Annotated in this window: 16 protein-coding genes; 4 read left to right on the forward strand and 12 right to left on the reverse strand. The window is 63.5% G+C overall.

Annotated elements, in window-relative coordinates; genetic code table 11:
- The first annotated feature begins 208 nt into the window (after positions 1–208).
- Positions 209–613, forward strand: coding sequence for an endonuclease domain-containing protein (locus ACJO3T_RS10235; protein WP_406964202.1), 405 nt, complete (start codon positions 209–211; stop codon positions 611–613).
- A 208-nt stretch (positions 614–821) separates the two neighbouring features.
- Here the strand turns inward: ACJO3T_RS10235 and ACJO3T_RS10240 are convergent, their stop codons facing one another.
- The 4 genes from ACJO3T_RS10240 to ACJO3T_RS10255 all read right to left on the reverse strand — a co-directional run bounded on the left by ACJO3T_RS10240 (position 822) and on the right by ACJO3T_RS10255 (position 7,274).
- Positions 822–1,487: a response regulator gene (locus ACJO3T_RS10240; RefSeq protein WP_406964200.1), complete on the reverse strand. Its 666-nt coding sequence runs from the start codon at positions 1,485–1,487 to the stop codon at positions 822–824.
- Between the two features lie 180 nt (positions 1,488–1,667).
- Positions 1,668–3,614 carry an acetate--CoA ligase gene (acs, locus tag ACJO3T_RS10245; protein WP_406978428.1) on the reverse strand — a complete coding sequence of 649 codons (1,947 nt, stop codon included), beginning with the start codon at positions 3,612–3,614 and terminating at the stop codon, positions 1,668–1,670.
- 304 nt (positions 3,615–3,918) lie between these two features.
- Entirely contained in the window at positions 3,919–5,463 is a 1,545-nt protein-coding gene (locus tag ACJO3T_RS10250; protein ID WP_406964197.1) for a fatty acyl-CoA reductase, read from the reverse strand.
- Positions 5,464–6,020: 557 nt separating this feature from the next.
- Positions 6,021–7,274 (reverse strand): MinD/ParA family ATP-binding protein, encoded by a 1,254-nt coding sequence (locus ACJO3T_RS10255; RefSeq protein ID WP_406978429.1) that lies wholly within the window; start codon positions 7,272–7,274, stop codon positions 6,021–6,023.
- Between the two features lie 215 nt (positions 7,275–7,489).
- On the opposite strand from ACJO3T_RS10255, the gene ACJO3T_RS10260 reads away from it, so the two are divergent.
- Complete coding sequence (locus ACJO3T_RS10260; protein ID WP_406978430.1) at positions 7,490–9,034, forward strand: HDOD domain-containing protein; 1,545 nt, start codon at positions 7,490–7,492, stop codon at positions 9,032–9,034.
- A gap of 90 nt (positions 9,035–9,124) precedes the next feature.
- Entirely contained in the window at positions 9,125–11,302 is a 2,178-nt protein-coding gene (locus ACJO3T_RS10265) for an EAL domain-containing protein (protein WP_406964193.1), read from the forward strand.
- A gap of 12 nt (positions 11,303–11,314) precedes the next feature.
- Here ACJO3T_RS10265 and murI read toward each other — a convergent pair whose 3' ends face one another.
- Together murI and nudC are read right to left on the reverse strand one after the other, a co-directional pair.
- Positions 11,315–12,130: a glutamate racemase gene (gene murI / locus ACJO3T_RS10270; protein WP_406978431.1), complete on the reverse strand. Its 816-nt coding sequence runs from the start codon at positions 12,128–12,130 to the stop codon at positions 11,315–11,317.
- The gene (gene nudC, locus ACJO3T_RS10275) at positions 12,127–12,933 is read right to left on the reverse strand and encodes an NAD(+) diphosphatase (RefSeq protein WP_406978432.1); all 807 of its coding nucleotides are present in this window, start codon (positions 12,931–12,933) and stop codon (positions 12,127–12,129) included. Before nudC ends, murI begins: the two co-directional genes overlap by 4 nt.
- Before the next feature lie 127 nt (positions 12,934–13,060).
- Here nudC and plsB point away from each other — a divergent pair, with 127 nt between their 5' ends.
- Positions 13,061–15,529 (forward strand): glycerol-3-phosphate 1-O-acyltransferase PlsB, encoded by a 2,469-nt coding sequence (gene plsB / locus ACJO3T_RS10280; RefSeq protein WP_406978433.1) that lies wholly within the window; start codon positions 13,061–13,063, stop codon positions 15,527–15,529.
- Here plsB and ACJO3T_RS10285 read toward each other — a convergent pair whose 3' ends face one another.
- The 6 genes from ACJO3T_RS10285 to ppc form a co-directional block, all read right to left on the reverse strand.
- Positions 15,530–16,363 (reverse strand): class I SAM-dependent methyltransferase, encoded by an 834-nt coding sequence (locus ACJO3T_RS10285; RefSeq protein WP_406978434.1) that lies wholly within the window; start codon positions 16,361–16,363, stop codon positions 15,530–15,532. It abuts the gene before it with no gap.
- Between the two features lie 11 nt (positions 16,364–16,374).
- Positions 16,375–16,746 (reverse strand): UDP pyrophosphate phosphatase, encoded by a 372-nt coding sequence (locus ACJO3T_RS10290; RefSeq protein ID WP_406964186.1) that lies wholly within the window; start codon positions 16,744–16,746, stop codon positions 16,375–16,377.
- 52 nt (positions 16,747–16,798) lie between these two features.
- Positions 16,799–17,494, reverse strand: a complete 696-nt coding sequence (tsaB, locus tag ACJO3T_RS10295; RefSeq protein WP_406964185.1) for a tRNA (adenosine(37)-N6)-threonylcarbamoyltransferase complex dimerization subunit type 1 TsaB — start codon at positions 17,492–17,494, stop codon at positions 16,799–16,801.
- Between the two features lie 9 nt (positions 17,495–17,503).
- Complete coding sequence (adk, locus tag ACJO3T_RS10300) at positions 17,504–18,157, reverse strand: adenylate kinase (RefSeq protein WP_406964184.1); 654 nt, start codon at positions 18,155–18,157, stop codon at positions 17,504–17,506.
- Between the two features lie 233 nt (positions 18,158–18,390).
- Positions 18,391–19,764 (reverse strand): HDOD domain-containing protein, encoded by a 1,374-nt coding sequence (locus ACJO3T_RS10305; RefSeq protein WP_406978435.1) that lies wholly within the window; start codon positions 19,762–19,764, stop codon positions 18,391–18,393.
- An 86-nt stretch (positions 19,765–19,850) separates the two neighbouring features.
- Positions 19,851–22,523: a phosphoenolpyruvate carboxylase gene (gene ppc, locus ACJO3T_RS10310; RefSeq protein WP_406964182.1), complete on the reverse strand. Its 2,673-nt coding sequence runs from the start codon at positions 22,521–22,523 to the stop codon at positions 19,851–19,853.
- Between the last annotated feature and the right edge of the window lie 114 nt (positions 22,524–22,637).

Here is a 22,637-nt window from a genome sequence, read left to right on the forward strand (position 1 = left end):
CCCACTCCCGCATGGGGAGAGGCTGGAAATGCCGACTCCGCAGCCGGACCGCCCTCCCCCTCTCCCTCTCCCCGGCCCTCTCCCCCAAGGGGAGAGGGAGACCAAGGAGCGAGCGTTGGTGCGGGCGCCGGCTTTAGCCCCTCTCCCTCGACGGGAGAGGGGTTGGGGAGAGGGTGGAGACTCCACCTCCGATCAAGGAAGGCAATAGATGGAACAAAGGAAGTTCGCCAAAAACCTGCGTAGCAACATGACTGATGCGGAGCACCTGCTCTGGCGTCACTTACGTGCCAAAAGGATCGAAGGTGCCAAGTTCAGAAGGCAACATCCTATTGGCCCCTATGTGGTTGACTTCGTTGAGCTGAAGCACCAAATAATTGTGGAAGCGGATGGTGGTCAGCATAACGGGTGCGACAATGACTCTGAACGGGACGACTGGCTGACCCGGAAAGGATTTCGCGTTCTGAGATTCTGGAACCACGATATCCTTGGGCAAACTGACGTGGTTCTGGAAGAGATTTATCGGGCGCTGCGCGCCTCCCCCTCTCCCCGACCCTCTCCCTCCAGGGGAGAGGGGGTCCAGGGCGCGAGCAATGGTGGCGGGCGCCAGCCTTAGCCCCTCTCCCTTGACGGGAGAGGGGCTGGGGAGAGGGTGGAGATATCAACACCGCAGCCGGGCCGCTCTCCCCCTCTTCCTCCAGGGGAGAGGGGGACCAAGGCGCGAGCGATGGTGGCAGAGGTCGGCATTAGACCCTCTCCCGCAAGGGGAGAGGGAGATCAAGGCGCAAGCGTTGGTGGCCGGCGTCGGCTTTAGTCCTGCTTTACTAGTCGCCTGACAAGGAGGTATCGGACGGATCCAGCTCCATCTGCTGGATGGCGATTACTGCCTGGGTGCGGTTGCGCACGCCCAGTTTGCGGAAGACCGCGGTGATGTGGGCCTTGATGGTGGCTTCTGAGACGTCCAGGTCATAGGCGATCTGCTTGTTGAGCATGCCTTCCGCCAGCATCCCGAGTACCCGGAACTGTTGCGGTGTGAGGGAGGCCAGGCGATCCGAGAAGTCTGTGCTCTCCGCCTGCATCTGTTCCAGCTTTTCCGCGACGCCTTCCGGCAGCCACATATCCCCTTCCAGCACTGCCTGGATGGCCTCGGTGATTTCCGGCAGGGGGGCGGATTTGGGAATGAAGCCCGAGGCGCCATAGTCGATGGAACGGCGCATCACCTGCAGGTCTTCGGAACCGGACACCACCACCACCGGCAGGCCCGGGTACTGGCCCCGCATGAACACCAGGCCCGAGAAGCCGTGGGCCCCCGGCATGTTCAGATCCAGCAGCACCAGGTCCGCATCCGGCTTCCGCTCCACCTCCGCCTGCAGGGCCTTGATGCTCTCAACCTCGGCCACCTCCGCATCGGGCACGGCCTGGCTGACCGCCTGGCGCAGTGCGGCGCGGAACAGCGGGTGGTCATCGGCGATGATTATGTGTTGGGCCATCCACGGACATCCTCTTGTTAAACCGGTGTTTGTGCCCTAGCAGCGGGCTATCTCTCAACGCTGACCCGTTCGATCAGCGAAAAACCCGAGAGGGAAACAGGGTTATTCTACCCCAAACACAACGATGCCCGCAGGGCATGATCCCTGCGGGCATCGTCTTCCGTCGTTATGGTCGGGAGTCTACTTGAAAGCGCGCTCGCTGATAAGTTCGTCCACCACGCTCGGATCCGCCAGGGTGGAGGTATCCCCCAACTGGTCGTGCTCGTTGGCGGCGATCTTACGCAGGATGCGGCGCATGATCTTGCCAGAGCGGGTCTTCGGCAGCCCCGGCGCCCACTGGATAACATCCGGCGAGGCGATCGGGCCGATCTCCTTGCGCACCCACTGGACCAGCTCCTTGCGCAGCTCCTCGGTGGGCTCCACGCCGTGCACCACGGTGACATACACGTAGATGCCCTGCCCCTTGATGTCGTGGGGATAACCCACCACAGCGGCTTCGGCCACCTTGTCGTGGGCCACCAGGGCGCTTTCCACCTCGGCGGTGCCCAGGCGATGGCCGGACACGTTCAGCACGTCGTCCACGCGACCGGTGATCCAGTAGTAGCCGTCCTCGTCACGGCGGGCGCCGTCACCGGTGAAGTACATGCCGGCATAGGTGCTGAAGTAGGTCTGCTTGAACCGCTCATGATCCCCGTAGATGGTGCGCATCTGCCCGGGCCAGCTGTCGAGGATCACCAGGTTACCCTCGGCCTTGCCGTCCAGGATATTGCCATCGTTGTCCACCAGAGCCGGCTTGACGCCGAAGAACGGCAGAGTGGCGGAACCTGGCTTCAGGTCCACGGCCCCGGGCAGCGGGGAAATCAGGATGCCGCCGGTCTCGGTCTGCCACCAGGTGTCCACAATCGGGCACTGGCTGTTGCCGATCACCCGGTGATACCACTCCCAGGCTTCCGGGTTGATGGGCTCACCCACGGAACCCAGCAGGTGCAGACTCTCCCGGGTGGTGCCCTTCATGCAGTCCTCGCCTTCGGCCATCAGGGCGCGAATAGCGGTGGGCGCGGTGTACAGCACGTTGACCTTGTGCTTGTCCACCACCTGCCCCATGCGGGAAGTATCCGGGTAGTTGGGCACTCCTTCGAACAGCACGGTGATCGCGCCATTGGCCAGCGGGCCATAAAGAATATAGCTGTGGCCGGTCACCCAACCGAAGTCGGCGGTGCACCAGTAGACATCACCCTCCTGGTAGTCAAAGACATACTCGTGGGTCATGGACACGTATGTCAGGTAGCCACCGGTGGTGTGCAGTACACCCTTGGGGGCGCCGGTGGAGCCGGAGGTATACAGCATGAACAGTGGGTCCTCCGCGCCCATGGGCTCCGGCGGGCACTCGGCTGAGGCGTCCTTCATCAGGTCCTCGTAGTGTACATCGCGGCTGGCGTCCCAGGGCACATCCCCGCCGGTGCGCCTGACCACCACCACCTTCTCGACGTCCGGCACGTTCTTGCCCTTGAGGGCGGCGTCCACGTTCTTCTTCAACGGAATCTTGCGGCCGCCGCGCACACCCTCATCCGCCGTCACCACGAACCGGGACTTACCGTTCTCGATGCGGGCACCCAATGCTTCCGGCGAGAAGCCGCCGAATACCACGGAGTGGATGGCACCGATGCGGGCACAGGCCAGCATGGCGACGGCGGTTTCCACGATCATGGGCATGTAGATGGTGACCACGTCGCCCTTCTTCACGCCCAGGGTCTTGAGCACGTTGGCGAACTTGGCGGTCTCGGCGTGCAGCTCGCGGTAGGTCACATGGCGGGAATCGGCCGGGTCGTCCCCCTCGAAGATGATTGCAGTCTTGTCGCCCCGCGTTTCCAGGTGCCGGTCGAGGCAGTTGGCGGAGGCATTGAGAACGCCGTCCTCAAACCACTTGATGGAGAGGTTGTCGTAGTCGTAGGTGGAATTCTTGACCTTGCTGTAGGGCTTGATCCAGTCCAGGCGCTTGCCGTGCTCACCCCAGAAGGTCTCCGGGTCCTCGATGGACTGTTTGTACATCTGTTCGTACTGCTCGCGATTGACGATGGCTCGTTTCGCGAAGCTGTCGGGTACCGGGTATAGCTTCTTGTCGGTCATTATCTCCCCCTTTTTCAGAGTCTGTTGCTGAGTTGTCGGAATTGTTGGAACAGAACTTGTCAGCCCCTGCCAGGCAGTCGGTTTTCAGGCAGCGGACAGGGATCGTGGCCGTCAGTCGGTCGACCTATCGGATCCCTGATAAGTGGATTGCCCTATCTGACCATGTCAGACCTGACCATTGAATTAGACCAACGTACTACCAAAGTGTTCTGACGGTGTCAGGGTAAGTGTCGTATACAGGAAGGATAGTTCTCCCCGGGGCGGCTGAAAAGCAGCCCCGGGGAGAGGACGACGGTTGTCGATATCAGGCAGCGGCGGCAGCGCGACGCTCGCGGCGGGCTCTCAGGCTGTACACCCGGCGCTCGGCCAGGGCGTAGCGGTTGAGACCGCCCAGGTGGGTCTTGCGGAGGTAGGTTTCCCAGCCAATACGGCGCGGATCCACCGAGAACAGCTCACGGTCGGTATCCCCCATGCGTTCGGCCAGATCCATCAGCTTCTCGTTATGGAACACGTAATCCGGCGCGGTGTAGAAGCCGAAGATGGTCGCCAGGGCACGGGTGGTGTCCAGGTTGCGCAACAGCTTCAGCTCTCGGCTATGGCCCGCCATCTTCATGGCCTTGCTGGCCAGGGACAGGGGCACCCGGATGCCGGTGACGGCGGCGTCAAACAGGGTGCGGTTGACCGCCATGAAGGGTTTGGTGGGCTGGCGGCTGAACAGCTTGTCGTAGGCCTCGTGGTTTTCCCGCGCCTCGTCCATCAGGTGGTCGATGAATTCCCCCAGGGAGATGGGGTTCATGGAACCACTGCAGCACTGGTAGATACGGCGGCCCTGTTCGGCGTTTACCGCCTCCGCACCGGCCAGCAGGATACTGTTGGCCACCAGGTCCACCGGGATGACGTCAATCACGCCCTCGCGGTCGCCCGGGAACAGGGTCACCTTCTCACGGGCGTAGGCCAGGATAATGGCGTCGGCCACCTTGACCCCCTCTATCCAGCCCGGCATGGGCTCCTTGAGGGCGCTCTCGATAATGGAGGGCCGCACGATGGTCAGGCTCTGGTCCGCCAGCGCCTCCATCAGCCGCTGTTCGCCCAGCCACTTGGTGAAGGTATAGGTATCACTCCAGCCATAGTGGTTGGCCTCGCGGATGCCCAGCTCCACCAGCTTTTTCTCCAGTTGCTTGCCGGAGTACCGGGACCGCACATCGGTGATCTTGTCATGGAGCAGCCGCACCAGCGCATCGGTCTGGAAATAGCCATCCTCACTCTGGGGAATGGGCGCACCGGCAGGCTTGATAACGTCTTCGGCCACCTGGCCGCTGTTCATGCCATTCACGTAGCAGGTGGACACCTGCACCACCGGGATGCCACCACCGTGGCGGGCAAAGTGGGCCACGTTATCCAGGCACAGGGTGTTGATGGTGAGGGCCTTGTCCAGCTCCTCACGGAAGTTGACGCTGGCCGCGGAGTTGATCACCAGGTCAATGCGCGAGGTCAGGCGTTCATACTCGGCATCGGACAGGCCGAAACGGGGGCGGGTAAGTTCGCCCTTTACGCAATGCACCTTATCCTCCAGGAAGGCCTCGAAGCCTTCCTGGTCCTCACTGCGCAGGAGTTCGAATACGCTGGCGCTGGCGATCTCACTGTAGAAGCGTTCACGGGCATCCGGGTGGCGGGCATTGCCACGGACCAGCAGGTGAATGCTGCCGATCTCGGGCACCGTACGTATCAGCTTCTCCAGCACGGCCTTGCCAAGGAAACCGGTGGTGCCGGTGATCAGGATATGCTTGCCCTCCAGGGCGCGGCGCACAGAGGAGCTTGTGTCGTCGATATCCGGAAACAGATGGGTCATTTCAGTTGAACTCCTTCTCGTTAATATCGCGGATCCGGAGTGGGGGTTGGTTCCGGACCCCAATGGCGTCCCTGGTGGTCAAACCCGGTTGTCCCTGAACCTGTCGGCTCGCCGGGAAAGCATCGCCTCAGCCATACCCGATGTGCGTCTGGACATCAGTGTCACGACTGTCTATGCACTACCTTGTCGGGGAATTTGCAGAAATCGCGCCAGCCTGCGTTCCCTCAAGTTGAGACGCCGTGAGTCTGGCATGGCATCGTGACAATATAGAGACAAATCACGGAAATTAAACTGCCTATTTCCTGAACGTAACCTTATGACGCCCATGACGAAAATCACGTCACTGTTTTCAATAACAAAAGGTGTTCAAGAGGTTTTCAATTGTTCACCAGGGGGAGCCTGACGACAATCGTCAGTTCTCCCTATTCGGCCCGGGCCGCCTCAATGAGGTGCATGACAAACCTGCGACGGGCGATTTTGAGGCGTCATACCATATCCGGACCACCCGATAACAAGGCTCAGGGGCGCGGAGAGGAGAGGGATCCGGGTGTGTTCCGTTACTGGTCAGCGGTATTGGAGAGGGCTGCGAGGAATCCATCGACACGCACGGAATCCGGCTGGGATCTCAAACGAGCCAGCAGAGCATCCTGGGAACCAAAATCGGCCCGGCTGTAACCTGCACCCGGGGGAGGTGACGACACCTCCGGTTCCGACGACGCCATCCGAGATAACAACGCAGAGACACCGCGCAATGCTTCCTGCCTGAGCCGGGCATCCCCGGACTGTTCCGACAGCAACTGCTCCAGGTCGGCAAACAGTGCCCGGCAACGGGCGTCAGGGCGCGCGTCCTGTGCCACCGGCGCACCATGGCCTGTGGGTACATTGCCATCAGGCCGAGCAACGGCAGATCCAGAGGCTGGTGCCGGCAGTGCCTGGTCGGACGCTTCCTGTTGCCGTCGGCTGCGGTGATACCAATAGGCCGCCAGCCCCACCTTCCGGGCAGGCAGCCGTGACAGATGCCCCAGCAACTGGTCGGACAGGGTAATAAACTGCCGGCTTGACGGGTCTGACTCCGACAGAGTGGCCACCGGTCGCTGCAGCTCCACCGACTGGCGTATGGATTCATCCCGCCAGATGGCGCCGATGTAGTCCACGTCCATGCCCAGGTGACGCCGGGTGGCACCGGCAAAACGACGGTAGACCGCCCGCGCCTGGGAGGCCCCAGACGCCATGTTGACCACGACCCCCGGTGTGCGACGATAGCCCCGACGCTGCAACACCCGGAGCAGGGAGAAGGCATCGGTGAGAGAGGCTGGCTCCGGCGTGATCACCACGCAGGCCAGGGACGACGCGGCGATCATGTGCAGCGCCGCCGGCCGCAGCCCGGAGGCGGTATCGATAAGGATGGCGTCGTAGGCCCGCTCCATGCCCGCCAGTTCGCGGAGGACGCCCTCGGCATCGCCGATGTCCAGATCCATGCACCGCTGCACACCGGAGGCGCCGGCAATGATATGCAGACCGAAAGGCCCTTCCTGGATGACATCGGCAAGCCGGCACTCGCCCGCCATGGCGTGTTCGAGGGTCCGTGTGGGATAGAGGCCGAGGAGGATACTGACATTGGCAAGGTCGGTGTCCGCATCCAGTAGCAGCACGCGCCTGCCCCTACGCGCCAGGGTCAGGGCCAGGTTAACGGCCACCGAGGTCTTGCCGACGCCGCCCTTGCCGCCCGTCAGGGCGACAATATCGGGGCGCGCCATTCGGTCAGGCACACCACCACTGCCCTGTGCCCCGTCATTCTGGGAATCGCTCACATCCATAACCCTGTACTAATGGTCGCTATCCGTCAGCCGGCCATAACATCATCAGGCGAATAAACAAACCTGAATGATACCCTGATTCAGGCCATTCCGGGAATGGAAAGAACGATCGGTCAATTTCTCAACAAAATCTCTTGATATGTATTCTCCAATGACTATCCTAACGTATTGTTCATTAACATTACGTTACGGACCGTTACACAAAGACAATGACACCGCCGTCGGCCACTGAGCAGCTCCCCACCCTTCCGGAGCCCCATTTACGGGCCCTGGAAGCCTGTCGACAGCAGCGAAGCTACCGGCGAATTACCGATATCATACAGCTCGACACGGCGCTGTCTGCGCGCATCCTTGCCCTGGCCAACGCCGCCGGCTCGCACCCCAGCCAACCGATGGACAGCCTGGAGCAGGCCCTGCTGCGCCTGGGGACCAACCGGGTGCAGAACCTGGTACTGACCGCGGCCCTGCAACAACTGCTGTTTGACCTGGGTAAAGGACACTGGCAGCAGCTCCACGGTTTCTGGCATGACGCCCTGTCCGTTGCCCTGATGGCCCGGGCGCTGGCCCGCCTGACCCGCTACCCGGCCACGGACACCGCCTTTCTCACCGGCATGCTGCACAATGCCGGCAGACTGCTCCTGCTACGACAGGAACTCGACGCCCCCCATCGGCCGCCGGAAACCGGCTACGTGGTACTGAGCACCACCCTAGCCCGCCACTGGCAACTGGACCCGGCGATTCTCGAGGCCCTGGCCCACCAGCAGGATGATACCGGCGCCCTCGGCACCACCGGTCATCTGGCCCGCATCACTGCGGTGGCGGTGCAACTGGTTGTCCGGGAGGGCCATGGCCTGACCATGGCAAAGGCACTGTTCGGGCTGGAGGATGAACTGACGGCGGAAATCCTGCGCCGTATCCGGCTGGAAACCGGGGACCTGGCCCGGGAAATGGGCGTACCCGCCTTTGTCCACTACGACGGCGACCAGGCCACGCGGCGACTGACCATCGCCGCCGTCCGGGAACTGCTGGCCCGGGACCTGATGGAACAGTCGGCCCCACCGGTATCGGCGGACCAGATACGCCGGCAGGTCCACGAGATCAACAACCCCCTCACGGTGGTCCGGCAGTACCTCTACCAGTTGCGCAAGCGCCTGGCGGAAACCGGCAGCGAGGGGGACATCGATATCATCGAGGAAGAGCTTGCCCGGGCCAGCGAATTGCTTGGGGAACTGGCCAGCAACAACGCTGACGGGGCGGCGGGACAGCGGGAAACCGAAGGCCAGGCCATCCTCAACCATGAGGTCCGCACACTGCGGGACCTGTTGGCGGATGGCCTGTTCCAGGAGTTGCAGGTCACCTGTGCGCTGGAACTCTGTGATACGAGTTCCGCCATTGCGGCCCCCGCAGCCCAGGTCCGGCAGGTGGTGCTTAACCTGCTTCGCAATGCCGCGGAAAGCCGGCCGGATGGCCCGGTACGGATTGTCATTCGGTCCATGGCTCCGGTCTGGCAACAGAACCGGCAATGGGTGGAACTGACCGTGGAGGATGACGGCCCCGGCCTGCCGGATACCGTCAGCCAACACCTGTTCGAACCGGTCACCACCGGCAAGGGCGGGGCCCACAGTGGCCTGGGCCTGAGTATCGTCAAACAGTTAATGGATGACATGGACGCCATCATCAGTTGCCAGAGCAGCCCTTCGGGAACCCTGTTCCGGCTGCTATTCCCCGCGGGGACCAGTACCGAAGACCGGTAACAGCACAGCAGGGCCCGGAGGCTATCGTCCCGGGGCAACTGCGGCAAGGGAACTCGCTGAAAACCGGCAAAGGTCGACGAGTAGCGTGTGATGATCCATAAAGCCGAATCAGATCCAGAACCTTACCGGGAACGCCAGCGAATACTGGTGGCCGATGACAATCCGCGCCTGCTGAAAAGCCTGTCGGACCTGCTCTGTGACCATGGCTACCAGGTTTCCATGGCCGCCGACGGCAATGAAGCCTGCCGCCTGTTGCAGCAACACCCGTTCACCCTCGCCTTCCTGGACCTCAACATGCCCGGGCGCGACGGTTTCCAGGTGATGGAGGAAGCCTGTCGCCTGCAACCCCGGTGCGCACTGGTGGTGGTCAGCGGCGAAACCTCCTTCCTGTCGGTCAGTCGCGCCCTGCGGCGGGGGGCCAGCGACTATATCCGCAAGCCCTTCGACCCGGAGGAGGTACTGGCGACCCTGGAAAACGTGCTCGGCAGGCAGTCACTGCTGCGCGCCCACGAGGACGTCCAGCAACGGCTGGAGAAGTCCGAGTCCCTGCACCGCTATATCGTCAACAACTCCCCCGACATCGTCTTCATGCTCGACGACCAGGGGCGCTTCTGCTTCCTCAACCCCAAGGTGTCCAACCTGCTCGGCTACCAGCCCTCCGATCTGATCGGCCAGCACTTCCGCTTGCTGCTGCATGACGAGGACGCCTCACTGAGCGCCCCCTCTCTCAATGACCCGGGCATCAGCACGGACCGGCCCGCCACCTTCGAGGTTCGCCTGAAGGCCGAGGGCCGCCTCCAGGCAACCCGGCATTTCGAGATCACCGCGTTCCCCATCGCCCCGGGTAGCTGGAGCAGCGCGGGGAATCCCGACGAGCGCGAGCTCAACGAACGCGCACGCTACTATGGCATCGCCCGGGATATCACCGAGCGCAAGGAGGCCGAGGCCTTCATCAGTTTCCAGGCCTATCACGATCTGCTGACCCGCCTGCCCAACCGGGCCCTGTTCCGGGACCGGCTCAACATGGCGATCAACCAGGCCAACCGGCACCGTCATCCGCTGGCGGTGATGTTCCTGGACCTGGACCGTTTCAAGATCATCAACGACACCCTGGGCCATTCCATGGGTGACCGGTTGCTGCAGGCGGTAACCCAGCGCCTGGAAAAATGCCTGCGCAAGGGCGATACCCTGTCACGATTCGGTGGCGACGAATTCACTCTGCTGCTGCCGATGGTTCCGGACCGGGATCACGCCGCCGTGATCGCGCGCAAGCTGATCGATGCCCTCAAGGCACCGTTCCGGCTCGACAACCAGGATATCTTTGTGGGGGTCAGTATCGGGATCGCCATGTACCCGGAAGCGGGCAAGCGCATCGAACAACTGATACGCAATGCCGACCTGGCCATGTACCACGTCAAATCCCGGGGCAAGGACAACTACTGCTTCTTTGACAGCAGCATGACCGTGGACTCCAGCCAGCGCCTGACCCTGGAACGGGACCTGCGGCGGGCCATCACAGGTGGCGAACTGGAAGTCCACTACCAGCCCCAGGTCTGCCTGCGCACCGGCAAGGTGGCCGGGCTGGAGGCGCTGGTTCGCTGGCGACACCCACACCGCGGCCTGTTACCGCCATCGGAGTTCCTGCCCCTGGCGTCGGAAACCAACCTGATTGCCGACGTCAGCCATCAGGTGCTGGCCAACGCCTGCCGCGAAGTGGGCCAGTGGATCGCCTCGGGACACCCCGACCTGCGACTGGCAGTCAACCTGTCGCCGGTCCAGGTGGAGCATCCCATGTTCACCGAGCGCCTGATGGCGCAACTGCGCCAGGTGGGCTTCCCCCCGGGCAACCTGGAGATCGAGATCACCGAGAATGTGATCATGAACGACCTGGAGAAAGTGAGCCAGACGCTGCGGGAGCTGGCCGATCAGGGCATCCGCATTGCCATCGATGATTTCGGCACCGGCTATTCGTCCCTGAGCTACCTGCACCACCTGCCGATACACATCCTCAAGGTGGACCGCAGTTTTATCCAGGGAATTCGTGCCGGCAACGACGGGGCCTGTATCGTTAATGCCATCATCGCCATGGCTCGGGGGCTGAAGCTGGAAATTGTCGCCGAGGGGGTGGAGAACCAGGATCAGCTTGAGTACCTGACCGCCAGCAACTGCGACCATGTCCAGGGTTTCCTGTTCGGTCGCCCGCAGCCCGGTCCGGAGGTGCGCAAGGTGCTCGACCGCAGCCCGTTCCCGCTTCTGGAGAGCCTCTGAACAGGCCCTGGGTCAGGCCTGGACGATGTCCCGGCGATATCCGAGCCGGGCCAGGAAGGGATCAATGTCCGCCGTCGCCGGTGCGGAAAACAGGCAGCGATGACCGGAGGACTGGTAGCGCACGAGGTCCCGGGGGGAAAATCCCGCTTCTTCCAGCAGGGCCCCGGTGCGGCGGGCAATGGCGTCACCGGAATCCACCCAGTGGCGCACGTCCGGCAGCAGGCGCTGGAGCACGTCACGGATCAGCGGGTAATGGGTACAGCCCAGTACCAGTGTATCGACCCGCGCCTCGCGGAATGGCTGCAGGGCCACCGACAGGGCCGGTTCCGGTAATGGCCGGCCACGGGCCCAGTCCTCGATCCAGGTGACCAGCTCCGGGTGCCCTACCCGTTCCAGCAGACAATCCGGAGCAAAGTCACGGACCAGTTGTTCCAGGTAGGGACGCCGTACCGTGGCGGGGGTCGCCAGCAGGCCAATACGACGGTTTTCCGACAGGGCGGCGGCGGGCTTGATGGCCGGCACGACCCCCACCACCGGAACACTCACCGCCGAGCGTAGCGCCGGCAGCGCCACGGTGCTGGCGGTGTTACAGGCCACCACCACCACATCGAATGGGCGCTGGCGAAGCTGATCCTGTACCAGGCCGACGGTACGGTCCACCACGACTCCCTCCGGCTGGTCGCCATAGGGAAACCCGGCATTGTCCGCCAGGTGGGTCAGGCGGGCCGCCGGGATATGCTGGTGAATACAGGCGGCAATGCTCAGCCCGCCCACGCCGGAATCGAACACCAGGATTTCCGGCACCCGGTCAGGTCGTGCCGTGCTCACCCGGCCATCTCCCGCTTCAGTTGCCGGATCAGGCGACCGGCAATGGTGGTTTCCGGGGGCACGGGGGGATGATCATCCGGGGTAAACCAGTCCGCCTCGGCCAGTTCGTCCTCCTGCAACACCAGGTCGCCGGACTCATAGTCGGCAAAGAAGCCCAGCATCAGCTGGTGAGGGAACGGCCAGGGCTGGGATGTCCAGTAACGCACGTTGGTCACCGTCAGGCCGGTTTCCTCCAGCGTTTCCCGGGCCACCGCCTCTTCCGCGCTTTCCCCGGGCTCCACGAAGCCGGCGATCAGGCTGAAGAAATGGCTGCGAGCCCGTGAGGAACGAGCCAGCAGGAAGCGGCCCCCCCGGCGGATCACCACGATCACGCAGGGGGCCAGCCGGGGATAGAAGGGAATATCGCACCGGCCGCACCAACGGGCCCGTTCGGCGGGGTGGAACCCGGTCTCACCCCCGCAACGGCCACAGAAGCGATGGTCCAGGAACCACTGCTGCACCTGGGAGGCGGTGCCCAGCATCTCAGCGGGCGCATCCGGCATGGTGAGCAGTGCCTCCCGCAGGTGAATCGGCCGGGTGGCGTAGAGCAGCATGCCCGGGTCGACGCTGGCCACGTAGACCGCCCGACCATCCAGGTCACCCACGTAGACGGGGTCCGTCCCCTCATCCAGGGCACCGTCCACCGCTGCCCAGCGATGGGTCCAGCCATCCTCGGGACACCAGATTTCCGGGCCATTCATGGCCACGACCAGGTCGTCGGCGGCGGGCGCCTTGCGGGACCAGCCTGCACTCCAGTTCTCCATCAACTACTCCACCAGGTTACAAAGGCTGAAATGTATCATATCTGTTAAAGGGGAACGCACTCACCACTTTGTCCGGAACCGGCGACAAAGTACACTTGTGGCTCCTCTCTGTCCGGAGTCTGACTGAATGCGATTACTGCCTGCCATTTCCGGCGCTCTGACCACCCTGCTGAGAAAGATCCTGTTCCTTTGGGTGCGCACGGATGTCCTCGGCGCCGGCAAGCAGGAACTGAACCTCGATCCCAAGCGCCCGGTCTGTTACGTCATACAATACAGTTCCCTGTCGGCCCGGCTGGTGTTGGAGCAGGAGGTGGAAAGGGCCGGCCTGCCCCCGGCTCGTAGCCCCATGAAGATCCATAACGGGCCCCGCCACTCCTTCTGCTTCCTCTACCGCCGGGCCCGCGGCACCTTCAGCCCCCGACCGACACCAGTGATGACCCAGCGCATGGAACACCTGGTGGCCATGTCCGTGGAAGACCCCACCCTGGACATCCAGTTGGTGCCGGTCTCGCTGTTCTGGGGACGGTCGCCGGACAAGGAGAAGTCGTTCCTCAAGCTGTTGCTGTCGGATACCTGGTCGGTGGCTGGCCGCTTCCAGAAACTGCTGATCATCCTGGTGCACGGTCGCAATACCCTGGTCCGCTTCGGCGAGCCCATGTCCCTGGCCGACATGGTCCGGGAACACCATCGCAGCAAGGCCAGGGCCAGCCGCAAGACCGCCCGGCTGCTGCGCACCCACTTCCGTCGGGTACGCCAGGCGGTGCTGGGGCCGGATCTGTCACACCGTCGCACCCTGGTGGCGGACCTGATCCGCACCCCCGCGGTGCGGGACGCCATCCGCGAGACCTCCCGCCGGGAGGAAGTCCACCCGGACAAGGTCCGCAACCGGGCCTGGGGCTATGCCAACGAAATCGCCTCCAGTATGTCCATCGCCACCATCCGCATCCTGGAGATCATCCTGGGGTGGCTGTGGAACCGGATCTACAACGGCGTTCGCATCAACAACATCCGCGAGGTGCAGGAACTGGCGGAAAAGAACGCGGTGGTCTATGTGCCCTGTCACCGTTCCCATATCGACTACCTGTTGCTGTCCTATGTGCTTTACCGCAACGGGCTGATGCCGCCCCATATTGCCGCCGGCATCAACCTGAACATGCCGGTGGTGGGCCCCATCCTCCGCCGTGGCGGTGCCTTCTTCATGCGTCGCAGTTTCCGCGACAACCCCCTCTACGCCACGGTGTTCAACGAGTACATGCATGTCATGTTCACCCGGGGCTACTCGGTGGAATACTTCGTGGAAGGGGGCCGCAGCCGCACCGGACGCACCCTGCAACCGCGGCCGGGCATGCTTTCCATGACGGTACGGAGTTTCCTGCGGGACCACCAGAAGCCCATCGTGCTGGTGCCCGTCTACATCGGCTATGAGAAGGTCATGGAGGGCCGTTCCTACCTGGGCGAACTGCGGGGCAAGAAGAAGAAACAGGAAAGCGTGGTGGGGCTGGCGAAATCGGCCCGCAAACTGCGCAACTCCTTCGGCAAGGTGTCGGTCAATTTCGGCACCGGCATTGACCTGGCCACGGCCCTTGAACAGGCCCGGCCCGGCTGGCAGAACGAAGCCGTCGGACGGGAGGCCAGGCCGCCCTGGCTGAACGATGCCGTGAATCACCTGGCCCTGCAGGTGGCCACCGGCATCAACGCGGCGGTGGCCGTCAACCCGGTGACCCTGGTGGCGACGGTACTCCTGGCCACCGAGCGCATGGCCATGGACGAGCGGCAACTGGCACGGCTGATGGACCAGTACCTGGCAATCCTCAAGTCCCACCCCTATGCGGACACCGTGACCTTTCCCGAAGGCGATGGCCGCGAGTGGATCCGCTACTGCGAAAAGATGGGCATGGTAGGCCGACATCCCCAGAAGCTGGGGGACATCATCGGCCTGGACGGGGTCAATGCCACCCTGATGACCTATTACCGCAACAACATCCAGCACCTGTTCGCGCTGCCGGCGCTGATTGCCTGCCTGTTCGAGAACTGTACGTCCCTGGCCCGGGACCGGGTGATCTTCCTGGCCAGCGCCATCTACCCTTATCTGCAGTCGGAGCTGTTCCTGCGTTACGACGCCGACACCGTGGGGGTCGAAGTGGACCGCTGGATCGACACCCTGGTGGAACACGGTATCCTGCGCACCGACGGTGACCGCGTCATGGGCCCGGACGAGGGCACCGACCAGCGCCTGCAGCTCCATACCCTGTCACGGTTTATCATCCAGACCCTGGAGCGCTATTACATTGTTATCGCCACCCTGCGCAAGCATGGCCCGGGGATGCTCACCGCCAGGGAGCTGGAAGAGGAAAGCGTGCTGATGGCGGAACGGATGTCGATCCTGTTTGGCCTCAATGCCCCGGAATTCTTCGACAAGGCCCTGTTCCGGAACTTTATCGACAACCTGCGCCGGAACGACGTCATCATTGCTGGCGACAACGAGCGACTGGGCTATACCCGGGAGCTGGAAGAAGTGTCGGAGGATGCCCGCCTGGTGCTGAATGTGGAGAAACGCCAGGCCATCGCCCAGGTGACCCGGCTCGGCGCGCTCTGATCAGTTGGATGGCAGGGCCTTGAGGGGGTAGACATCGTAACGGCTGCTCTTGCCCTCCAGCGTGAGGCCCGGCGATGCCCCCTCAATGGCCGGTGCCCGGCGTGAGCGCTTCACCACCACCCGGTACCGGGCGCAGGCCAGGGCCGCCTCCAGCAGCGTGGCGGCATCCGGGTCATCCCCCACCACCGGCCGGAACAGCTGCATCTCCTTCTTCACCAGGGCCGACTTGTCCCGGTGCGGGAACATGGGGTCCAGGTAGATCACGTCCGCAACCGGCCCCCCCGCCCGCGCCTTCAGCCACGTGATGCTGTCCGCCAGTACCAGGGACATGCGGGACACCACCGCCGCCGTACTGTCGTTTGCCGCCGCCCGCGCCAGGCCATCCTCCAGGAGCGCGTGGATCACCGGCGAGCGTTCCAGCAGGGTGACCTGGTGCCCCAGGCCCGCCAGCACGAACGCATCCTGCCCCAGGCCAGCAGTGGCATCCAGGATATGCAGGGTGTCGTTGGTGCGCTTGAGGCCGATGGCCTTGGCGATAAGCTGGCCGGTGCCGCCGCCGTGGGCCAGCCGGTAGCCGGCCTTGCCGGAGACAAACTCCGCCCGTACCGGACCCGGAGCCTTACGCCCCGTGGCCTGCAGTGAAAGGCCACGCTCGTCCAGCAACAGCACCAGTGGGCTATCCCCGATATCCCTGGCGGATCGGATGCCCAGGAAGTTGGCGCCCAGCCGGGTGGCCAGGGCTTCGGCAGCGGAGTATCGGTCGGCAACGTCACAGGCCACCGGCGGAATACCCATGTGATCGGCATCGTGATCGGTAAACGGAGATGTTGGCATGGGAAAGGGGCTCAGACGCGGATGTCGATGCCTGCGAGTTCAGCGTCGTACCCGTCCATGCCCTCACGCTGGCTGGCGACAGCAGCAAAGGCCTCCAGTGCGCGGGCATTGGCCATGGGAATATCGTCCGCCCGGAAGGGTTCGAGACGACTGTCCTCGGCGGCGGAACGGGCCTGGATCCGGCGCAGGTAGCCCTGGTTATCCTCGGCGGGCACCATGCCGGTACCGGGGGCATCGCCACCGGCCGGTGACGGGCGGGCGTCCTGGCGATCATCGGTCAGGACCTCCGGGCGTGCAGCGGGAGCGCGGGCCGCATCGTTGCGCTCACGGGCAATGCCGTTGTTACCGACGTAGGGGTTGTTGGAGTTGATACCACCAATCATGGCCACTGATCCGCACGTACCTTTAAACGGAGTCTGAACCTAACCAGACCACCTAACGCCCCGGAAGTTTCTTCCAGGTGACTTCATCCCGCAGATACACCGGTTGCGCCCGGGCCGCCGGTACCGCTTTCCCCTGCTGCCAGGCCACCACCGCCAGTCGGGCGACGAAGCGGGCATCCGGGGTAAGCGTCGGATCCGGTGGATTCACCGAACCCGTGACACTTTCGGGTATGCGGTCAGCATAGCGCCAACCACTGCCTCCTGCCAACCAGCGGCTGCAACCCTCCGGCAGGCTGACCTGTTCCGGGGGGCAGACCCGCTCAGGTGTCAGTAGCTCCGGCAGGCCATCCACCAGTTGGAAACAGCCCCAGTAGACCTCATCCATGCGGGCATCGAAGGCCACCGCCATGCCGTCGCCCTCGCCGGCTTCGTGGCTCTCCGCCAGTTCCAGCGCCACTGCCTGCAGGGAGGAGACCGGCACTACCGGTATATCCAGCCCCCAGGCAAGACCCTGGATCACCCCGGTGGCAATCCGCAGTCCGGTGAACGAGCCAGGCCCGGCGGCGAATGCCAGCGCGTCCAGGTTAGCCATGGCCACGCCCTGTTCCGCCAGCAACTGACGGACCATGGGCATGATCAGGCGGGTATGGCCCCGGGGCTCAACGCGACAATGCCCGCTCAGTTCCCCGCCACAAAGCAGGGCCACGGAGCAGGCATCGGTGGAGGTATCTATGGCAAGAAGGTTCAAGGTCGTGAACTAGCCCAGTTTGGAGAGGATCTGCTCGCGGATATCGTCGAGGGAACCCACACCTTCAACACGCACGTACTTCGGAGCCTGTTCCGGCTCGCTGGCGGCCCAGTCCTGGTAGTAGCCCACAAGAGGTTCAGTCTGCTCATGGTAGACCTCGAGACGCCTGCGGACGGTGTCTTCCTGGTCGTCCTCGCGCTGCACCAGAGGTTCGCCGGTCTGGTCGTCCTTGCCGTCCACCTTGGGCGGATCATACTTGACGTGGTAGATGCGACCACTGGCCGGGTGCACACGGCGGCCCGCCAGACGCTGGACGATTTCCTCGTCGTCGACGGCGATTTCCACCACATAGTCAATGCTGATGCCCTGGGTCTTCAGCGCTTCCGCCTGGGGAATGGTACGCGGGAAGCCATCCAGCAGGAAGCCGTTGCGGCAGTCATCCTGCTGGACCCGTTCCTCGATCAGCTCGATAATGATGTCGTCGGAGACCAGCGAGCCGGAATCCATGACCGCCTGGACCTTTTTGCCCAGCTCGGAACCGGATTTGACGGCGGCACGGAGCATGTCACCTGTGGAGATCTGGGGAATGTCGAACCGTTCCGTAATGAACTGTGCCTGGGTCCCCTTGCCGGCTCCCGGCGCCCCCAACATGATAATACGCATACGTTATGCTCCCATTTCCTGGTTAATTGTGTAGTCTTGAATCGTTGAAAAGCGGTTGCCAAACCCAGGGTTACAACACTCTCCCCAATCGCCACAAGGCTTGGCAACAGCCTCTCGCAGCCGCCACAGGCGCACGAAAAGCGGGCATTATACGAAGTCGGGACCGTGAGAGAAAGTCGACGTCCGTCGCAGTCCATCCCAGCCGGCACGAACGGCGACCGGACAAAGGTTGGTCAGGATGACAGAGAGTGAGCCAGACTGTCCAGATCATCGGCCACCTGCTCCACATCCTCCCGCAGGCGGTCCAGGTTGCCGGTATCGAGCCCGAGCTGTTCCGCCAGGTAGCCGACATCATCAGGGTTGAACTCGTCCCCCACGCCCTTCTCCTTGAGCAGTGCGTTGGCCAGTTGCACCATGGTGACATAGGTCTTGTGGTCCCCCTGGTAGTCCATCTGCTGATGGACACCGGCGGCCTTGATCACCGGTTCCGGCATCTGCCACAGCTTGTGCAGGATGCCCCCGATCACCCCGTGTCCCACCGTCAGCATCTGCTGTTCGTCGGAGTCGCCAAAGACCTGCTGCTCCAGGGCCCGCATGCTGACCTCAGGGTTGGCTGCCCGGAGCCGGTTGAGTTCCTCGAATTCGGTGGGGAACAGGTGCCCCACCAGCAACAGGCCAAAGTTGTGGAGCAGGCCGCACAGGTAGGCCAGCGACGTATCCACCCCGCATTGGGGCGCCAGGCGCTGGCTGACGAAGGCGCAGTAGAGAGAATGGCGCCAGAACTGGTCCATGCCCAGGGGGCCCTGGCGGGGAATGTCGAAGGCGCGGACCGAAGCGATGCCCAGGGCGATATGGGCAACCCGTTCGAAACCCAGCACCCGGGTGACGGCCTCCTGCACTGAATCAATCTGGCCCGGGTAGTTGAACAGGGCCGAGCGGGCGTAGCGGATAATCTGGGCGGTCACACTGGGGTCGTACTCGATGACCTCCGCCAGTTCCCGGGCCGAGGCCTCCGGGTTGCTGGTGAGGTTGAGGATCTTCAGGGCCAGGGCCGGCATGGGCGGCAGCCGGTACAGTTTCTGCAGCTTCTCGGCGACCTCTTCCAGGGTGATGCTGTTGGCGGTCTGGCCGCTGTGGCGGATGGTGACATGCCCCTTTTCCGAACCGGCCATGGCGAGTCGAAACTCCCGTCCTGCCATGATCATCAGACGCGATGAGGAACCGCAGGCCATGACCACGCGATCCGCCTGGTACAGGGATTCTTCCACCAGCACCGGAATGTTGTAGGCAGACCCGAAGGGCGGCACGAAGCCCGGCGCGCAATCGCTGAACAGCCGGCCCGCCTGGGTAACGGTCAGTGGTTGCAGGCGACGACCGGTGCGCTCTGCAATGGCATCCAGGTCCGGCGAGCTGTCCAGGGGATGCACCACCAGCAGCACACCGTTGACGTCGATCAGCGCCGTACTGCGGATCACCTGGCGCCGGTCGATGCCGTCCCCGAGCACGGCCGCCTCCAGCCCGCCACGGGGATCTTCCGACACCGTTACCAACTCAAAGGCCAGGCCCTTGCGATTGAGAAACTGCTCGACTCTGGCGGCCGCTGCCACTGACGTCTCCTTAAGTTCACTATAAACCGGTGTTCACGATAAACCGGCGACAAAGAGTATCATACTCCCTGTCATCATGGCCTCCGTCAGCCGGTGTTCCGCATACCGGCAGCGATGCCCGCCATGGTCACCTTGAGGGCCTGTTCCACCAGTTGCGGCATGGGCTGCACCTCGGCATCGGCACCTTCGGCGGCCACATTCTGTTCGGCCTCCCGGTTACGCCGCAGCAGTTCTGCCTGCAGGTAGTGGAGCGGGTCGGTATAGGGGCTGCGCACCTTCATGGAGTGGGCGAAGACCGGCTCCTCCTCCAGCAGCACCTGCTGGTTCTTCAGGGCCTTGACCTCCTCGATGCAGCCTGCCAGTCGCTCACGCAGCTCCTGCCCCAGCGGGCGCAGGTCGGCTTCCACCAGCGTCTGGTCGTAGTAGCTGGCAATCTGCAGGTCCGACTTGGCCAGCACCATTTCCAGCATGTCGATGTAGGTGCGGAAGAACGGCCACTGTTGCCGCATCTCCTGCAGCAGCGGCATCTTGCCCGCCTTCTCGGCCTCCTTCAGGGCCACGTCGCTACCCAGCCAGCTTGGCAGCATCAGCCGCATCTGGGTCCAGGCGAAAATCCATGGGATCGCCCGGAGGCTCTCCACGCCACCACTGGGTTTGCGCTTGGCCGGGCGACTGCCCAGGGCCAGCTTGCCCAGGGCCTGTTCCGGTGTCGCTTGGCGGAAATAGGGCACGAAATCCGGATTCTCCCGCACCACGGCACGGTAGGATTCCAGGGAGCGCTCCGTGAGCCAGTCCATGGCCTTCCGCCATTCCGGCTCCGGCGCCCGGGGTGGTGCCAGGGTGGCCTCCACCACTGCCGTGGTGTACAGGGTCAGGCTCTGTTCCGCCAGCCGGGGAAGGCCGAACTTGAAGCGGATCATCTCCCCCTGCTCGGTGATGCGGAAGCTGCCATTCACCGATCCCGGCGGCTGGGACAGGATCGCCCGGTTGGCGGGACCGCCGCCCCGCCCCACGGTGCCGCCGCGACCATGGAACAGGGTCAGGTGCATGTCGAAGCGGTTGGCCACCTCGGTCAGTTGCTCCTGGGCCTGGTACTGGGCCCAGGCGGCCATCATCTGGCCGGCATCCTTGGAGGAATCGGAATAGCCGATCATCACTTCCTGGGCGCCGTGGCAGTACTCCCGGTACCAGTCCACGGAATAGAGTGCCTCCATGGCCGCCGGGGCGCCCCGCAGGTCATCCAGGGTCTCAAACAGGGGCACGATGCGCATGGGGAACTTCATGCCTGCCTCCCGCAGCAGCAGGATGACGCTAAGCACATCCGAGGGTTGGCTGGCCATGGAGATCACGTAGGAGCCCAGGGCCTCCGGTGTCTGGCCGGCCACCACCGCGCAGGTGTCCAGAACCTCCCTGACCGGGTCCGAGGGTTCCCAGTTGCGGGGCACCAGCGGGCGGCGGCCCTGGAGTTCCCGCACCAGGAACTGCTGGCGCTCCTCTTCGCTCCACTCCAGGTAATTGCCCATGCCCAGGTACTCCACCATTTCCGCCACCGCCTCGGCATGACGGGTGGATTCCTGGCGGATATCCAGGCGGATCAGGGGCAACCCGAAGGTATGGGCCCGGCGCAGGGTATCCAGCAACGGGCCGTTGGCGATGGTGTCCAGGCCACATTCCATGAGCGAGCGGTAGCACAGTTCCAGCGGCGCGGTCAGGTCCTCGTTCTCGAACAGGATGTCGGTGTCGTCCGCCGGTTCGCCGTTGACCCTGGCCTCGGCCCAGTCCCGGGTACGGATCAGCCGCTCCCGCAGACGGCCGAGAATTTCCCGGTAGGGTTCGCGACAGTCCCCCGCCTGTTCCCGCAGCTCGTCGCTGGCCTGCCACATGGACAGCTCGGCCCGGAGTTGCTGGATGTCCCGCAGGTACAGGTCCGCGGCCATCCAGCGACCGAGCAGGAACACGGTACGGGTGACCTCGTGGGTGACATTGGGGTTGCCGTCCCGGTCACCGCCCATCCAGGACGCGATGCGGATGGGGGTGGCGTCCAGGGGCAACCCCTTGCCGGTGGCGTCCTCCAGGGACAGATCCAGGCTGCGCAGGAACTTCGGCAGCGCCTCCCACAGACTGTTCTCGATGACCGCAAAGCCCCACTTGGCCTCGTCCACCGCCGTGGGTCGCTCATGGCGGATCTCGTCGGTATGCCAGGCTTCAGCCACCAGCAGCCGCAGGCGGTCCAGGATTTCATCCCGCTCCGTGGGCAGCAGGTCATCGTGGTCCAGCGCTGCCAGGCAACCGGACATTTCGTCATACTTCATGATCAGTGTGCGCCGGGCCACCTCTGTGGGGTGGGCGGTGAGCACGAACTCCAGGCGCATATCCGAAACCTTCCGATGCAGGGTGTCAGCATCCACCCCGCCCGCCTTCAGACGGTCGAAGACTTCCTCCAGGGATTCCACCATCAGGTCGGACTCGTGGCCACGCTTGCGACGGATGCCGTGGTATTGTTCCGCCAGATTGGCCAGGTTCAGGAACTGGTTGAAGGCCCGGGTCACCGGCAGCAGCTGGTCGTCCCGCAGGTTGCTGAGCAGGCTCACCAGGCGCTGCCCGGAACCGCTTTCCTGAAGCCGGTCGGCCTTGGCGGCGGCGCGGATTTCCTCGATCAGATCGTAGATTTCCTCGCCGGGATAGTTGCGGATGTTATCGCCCAGCAACTCGCCCAGCAGGCGGACGTTCTCTCTCAGGTCAGGGTGCAGTTCTGCCACGGACAGTTCCTTTTTAATCAGAATCGTATGGTCAATTGACGAATGATCGACACTATACTGATACTAATAACGACGACACAGCTCAACCGCAAGTGTGCCGTTTGGTTAATTCGC

It is taken from the genome of Marinobacter shunpengi, from assembly GCF_045449715.1.
In the GTDB taxonomy this organism is placed as follows: Bacteria; Pseudomonadota; Gammaproteobacteria; order Pseudomonadales; family Oleiphilaceae; genus Marinobacter.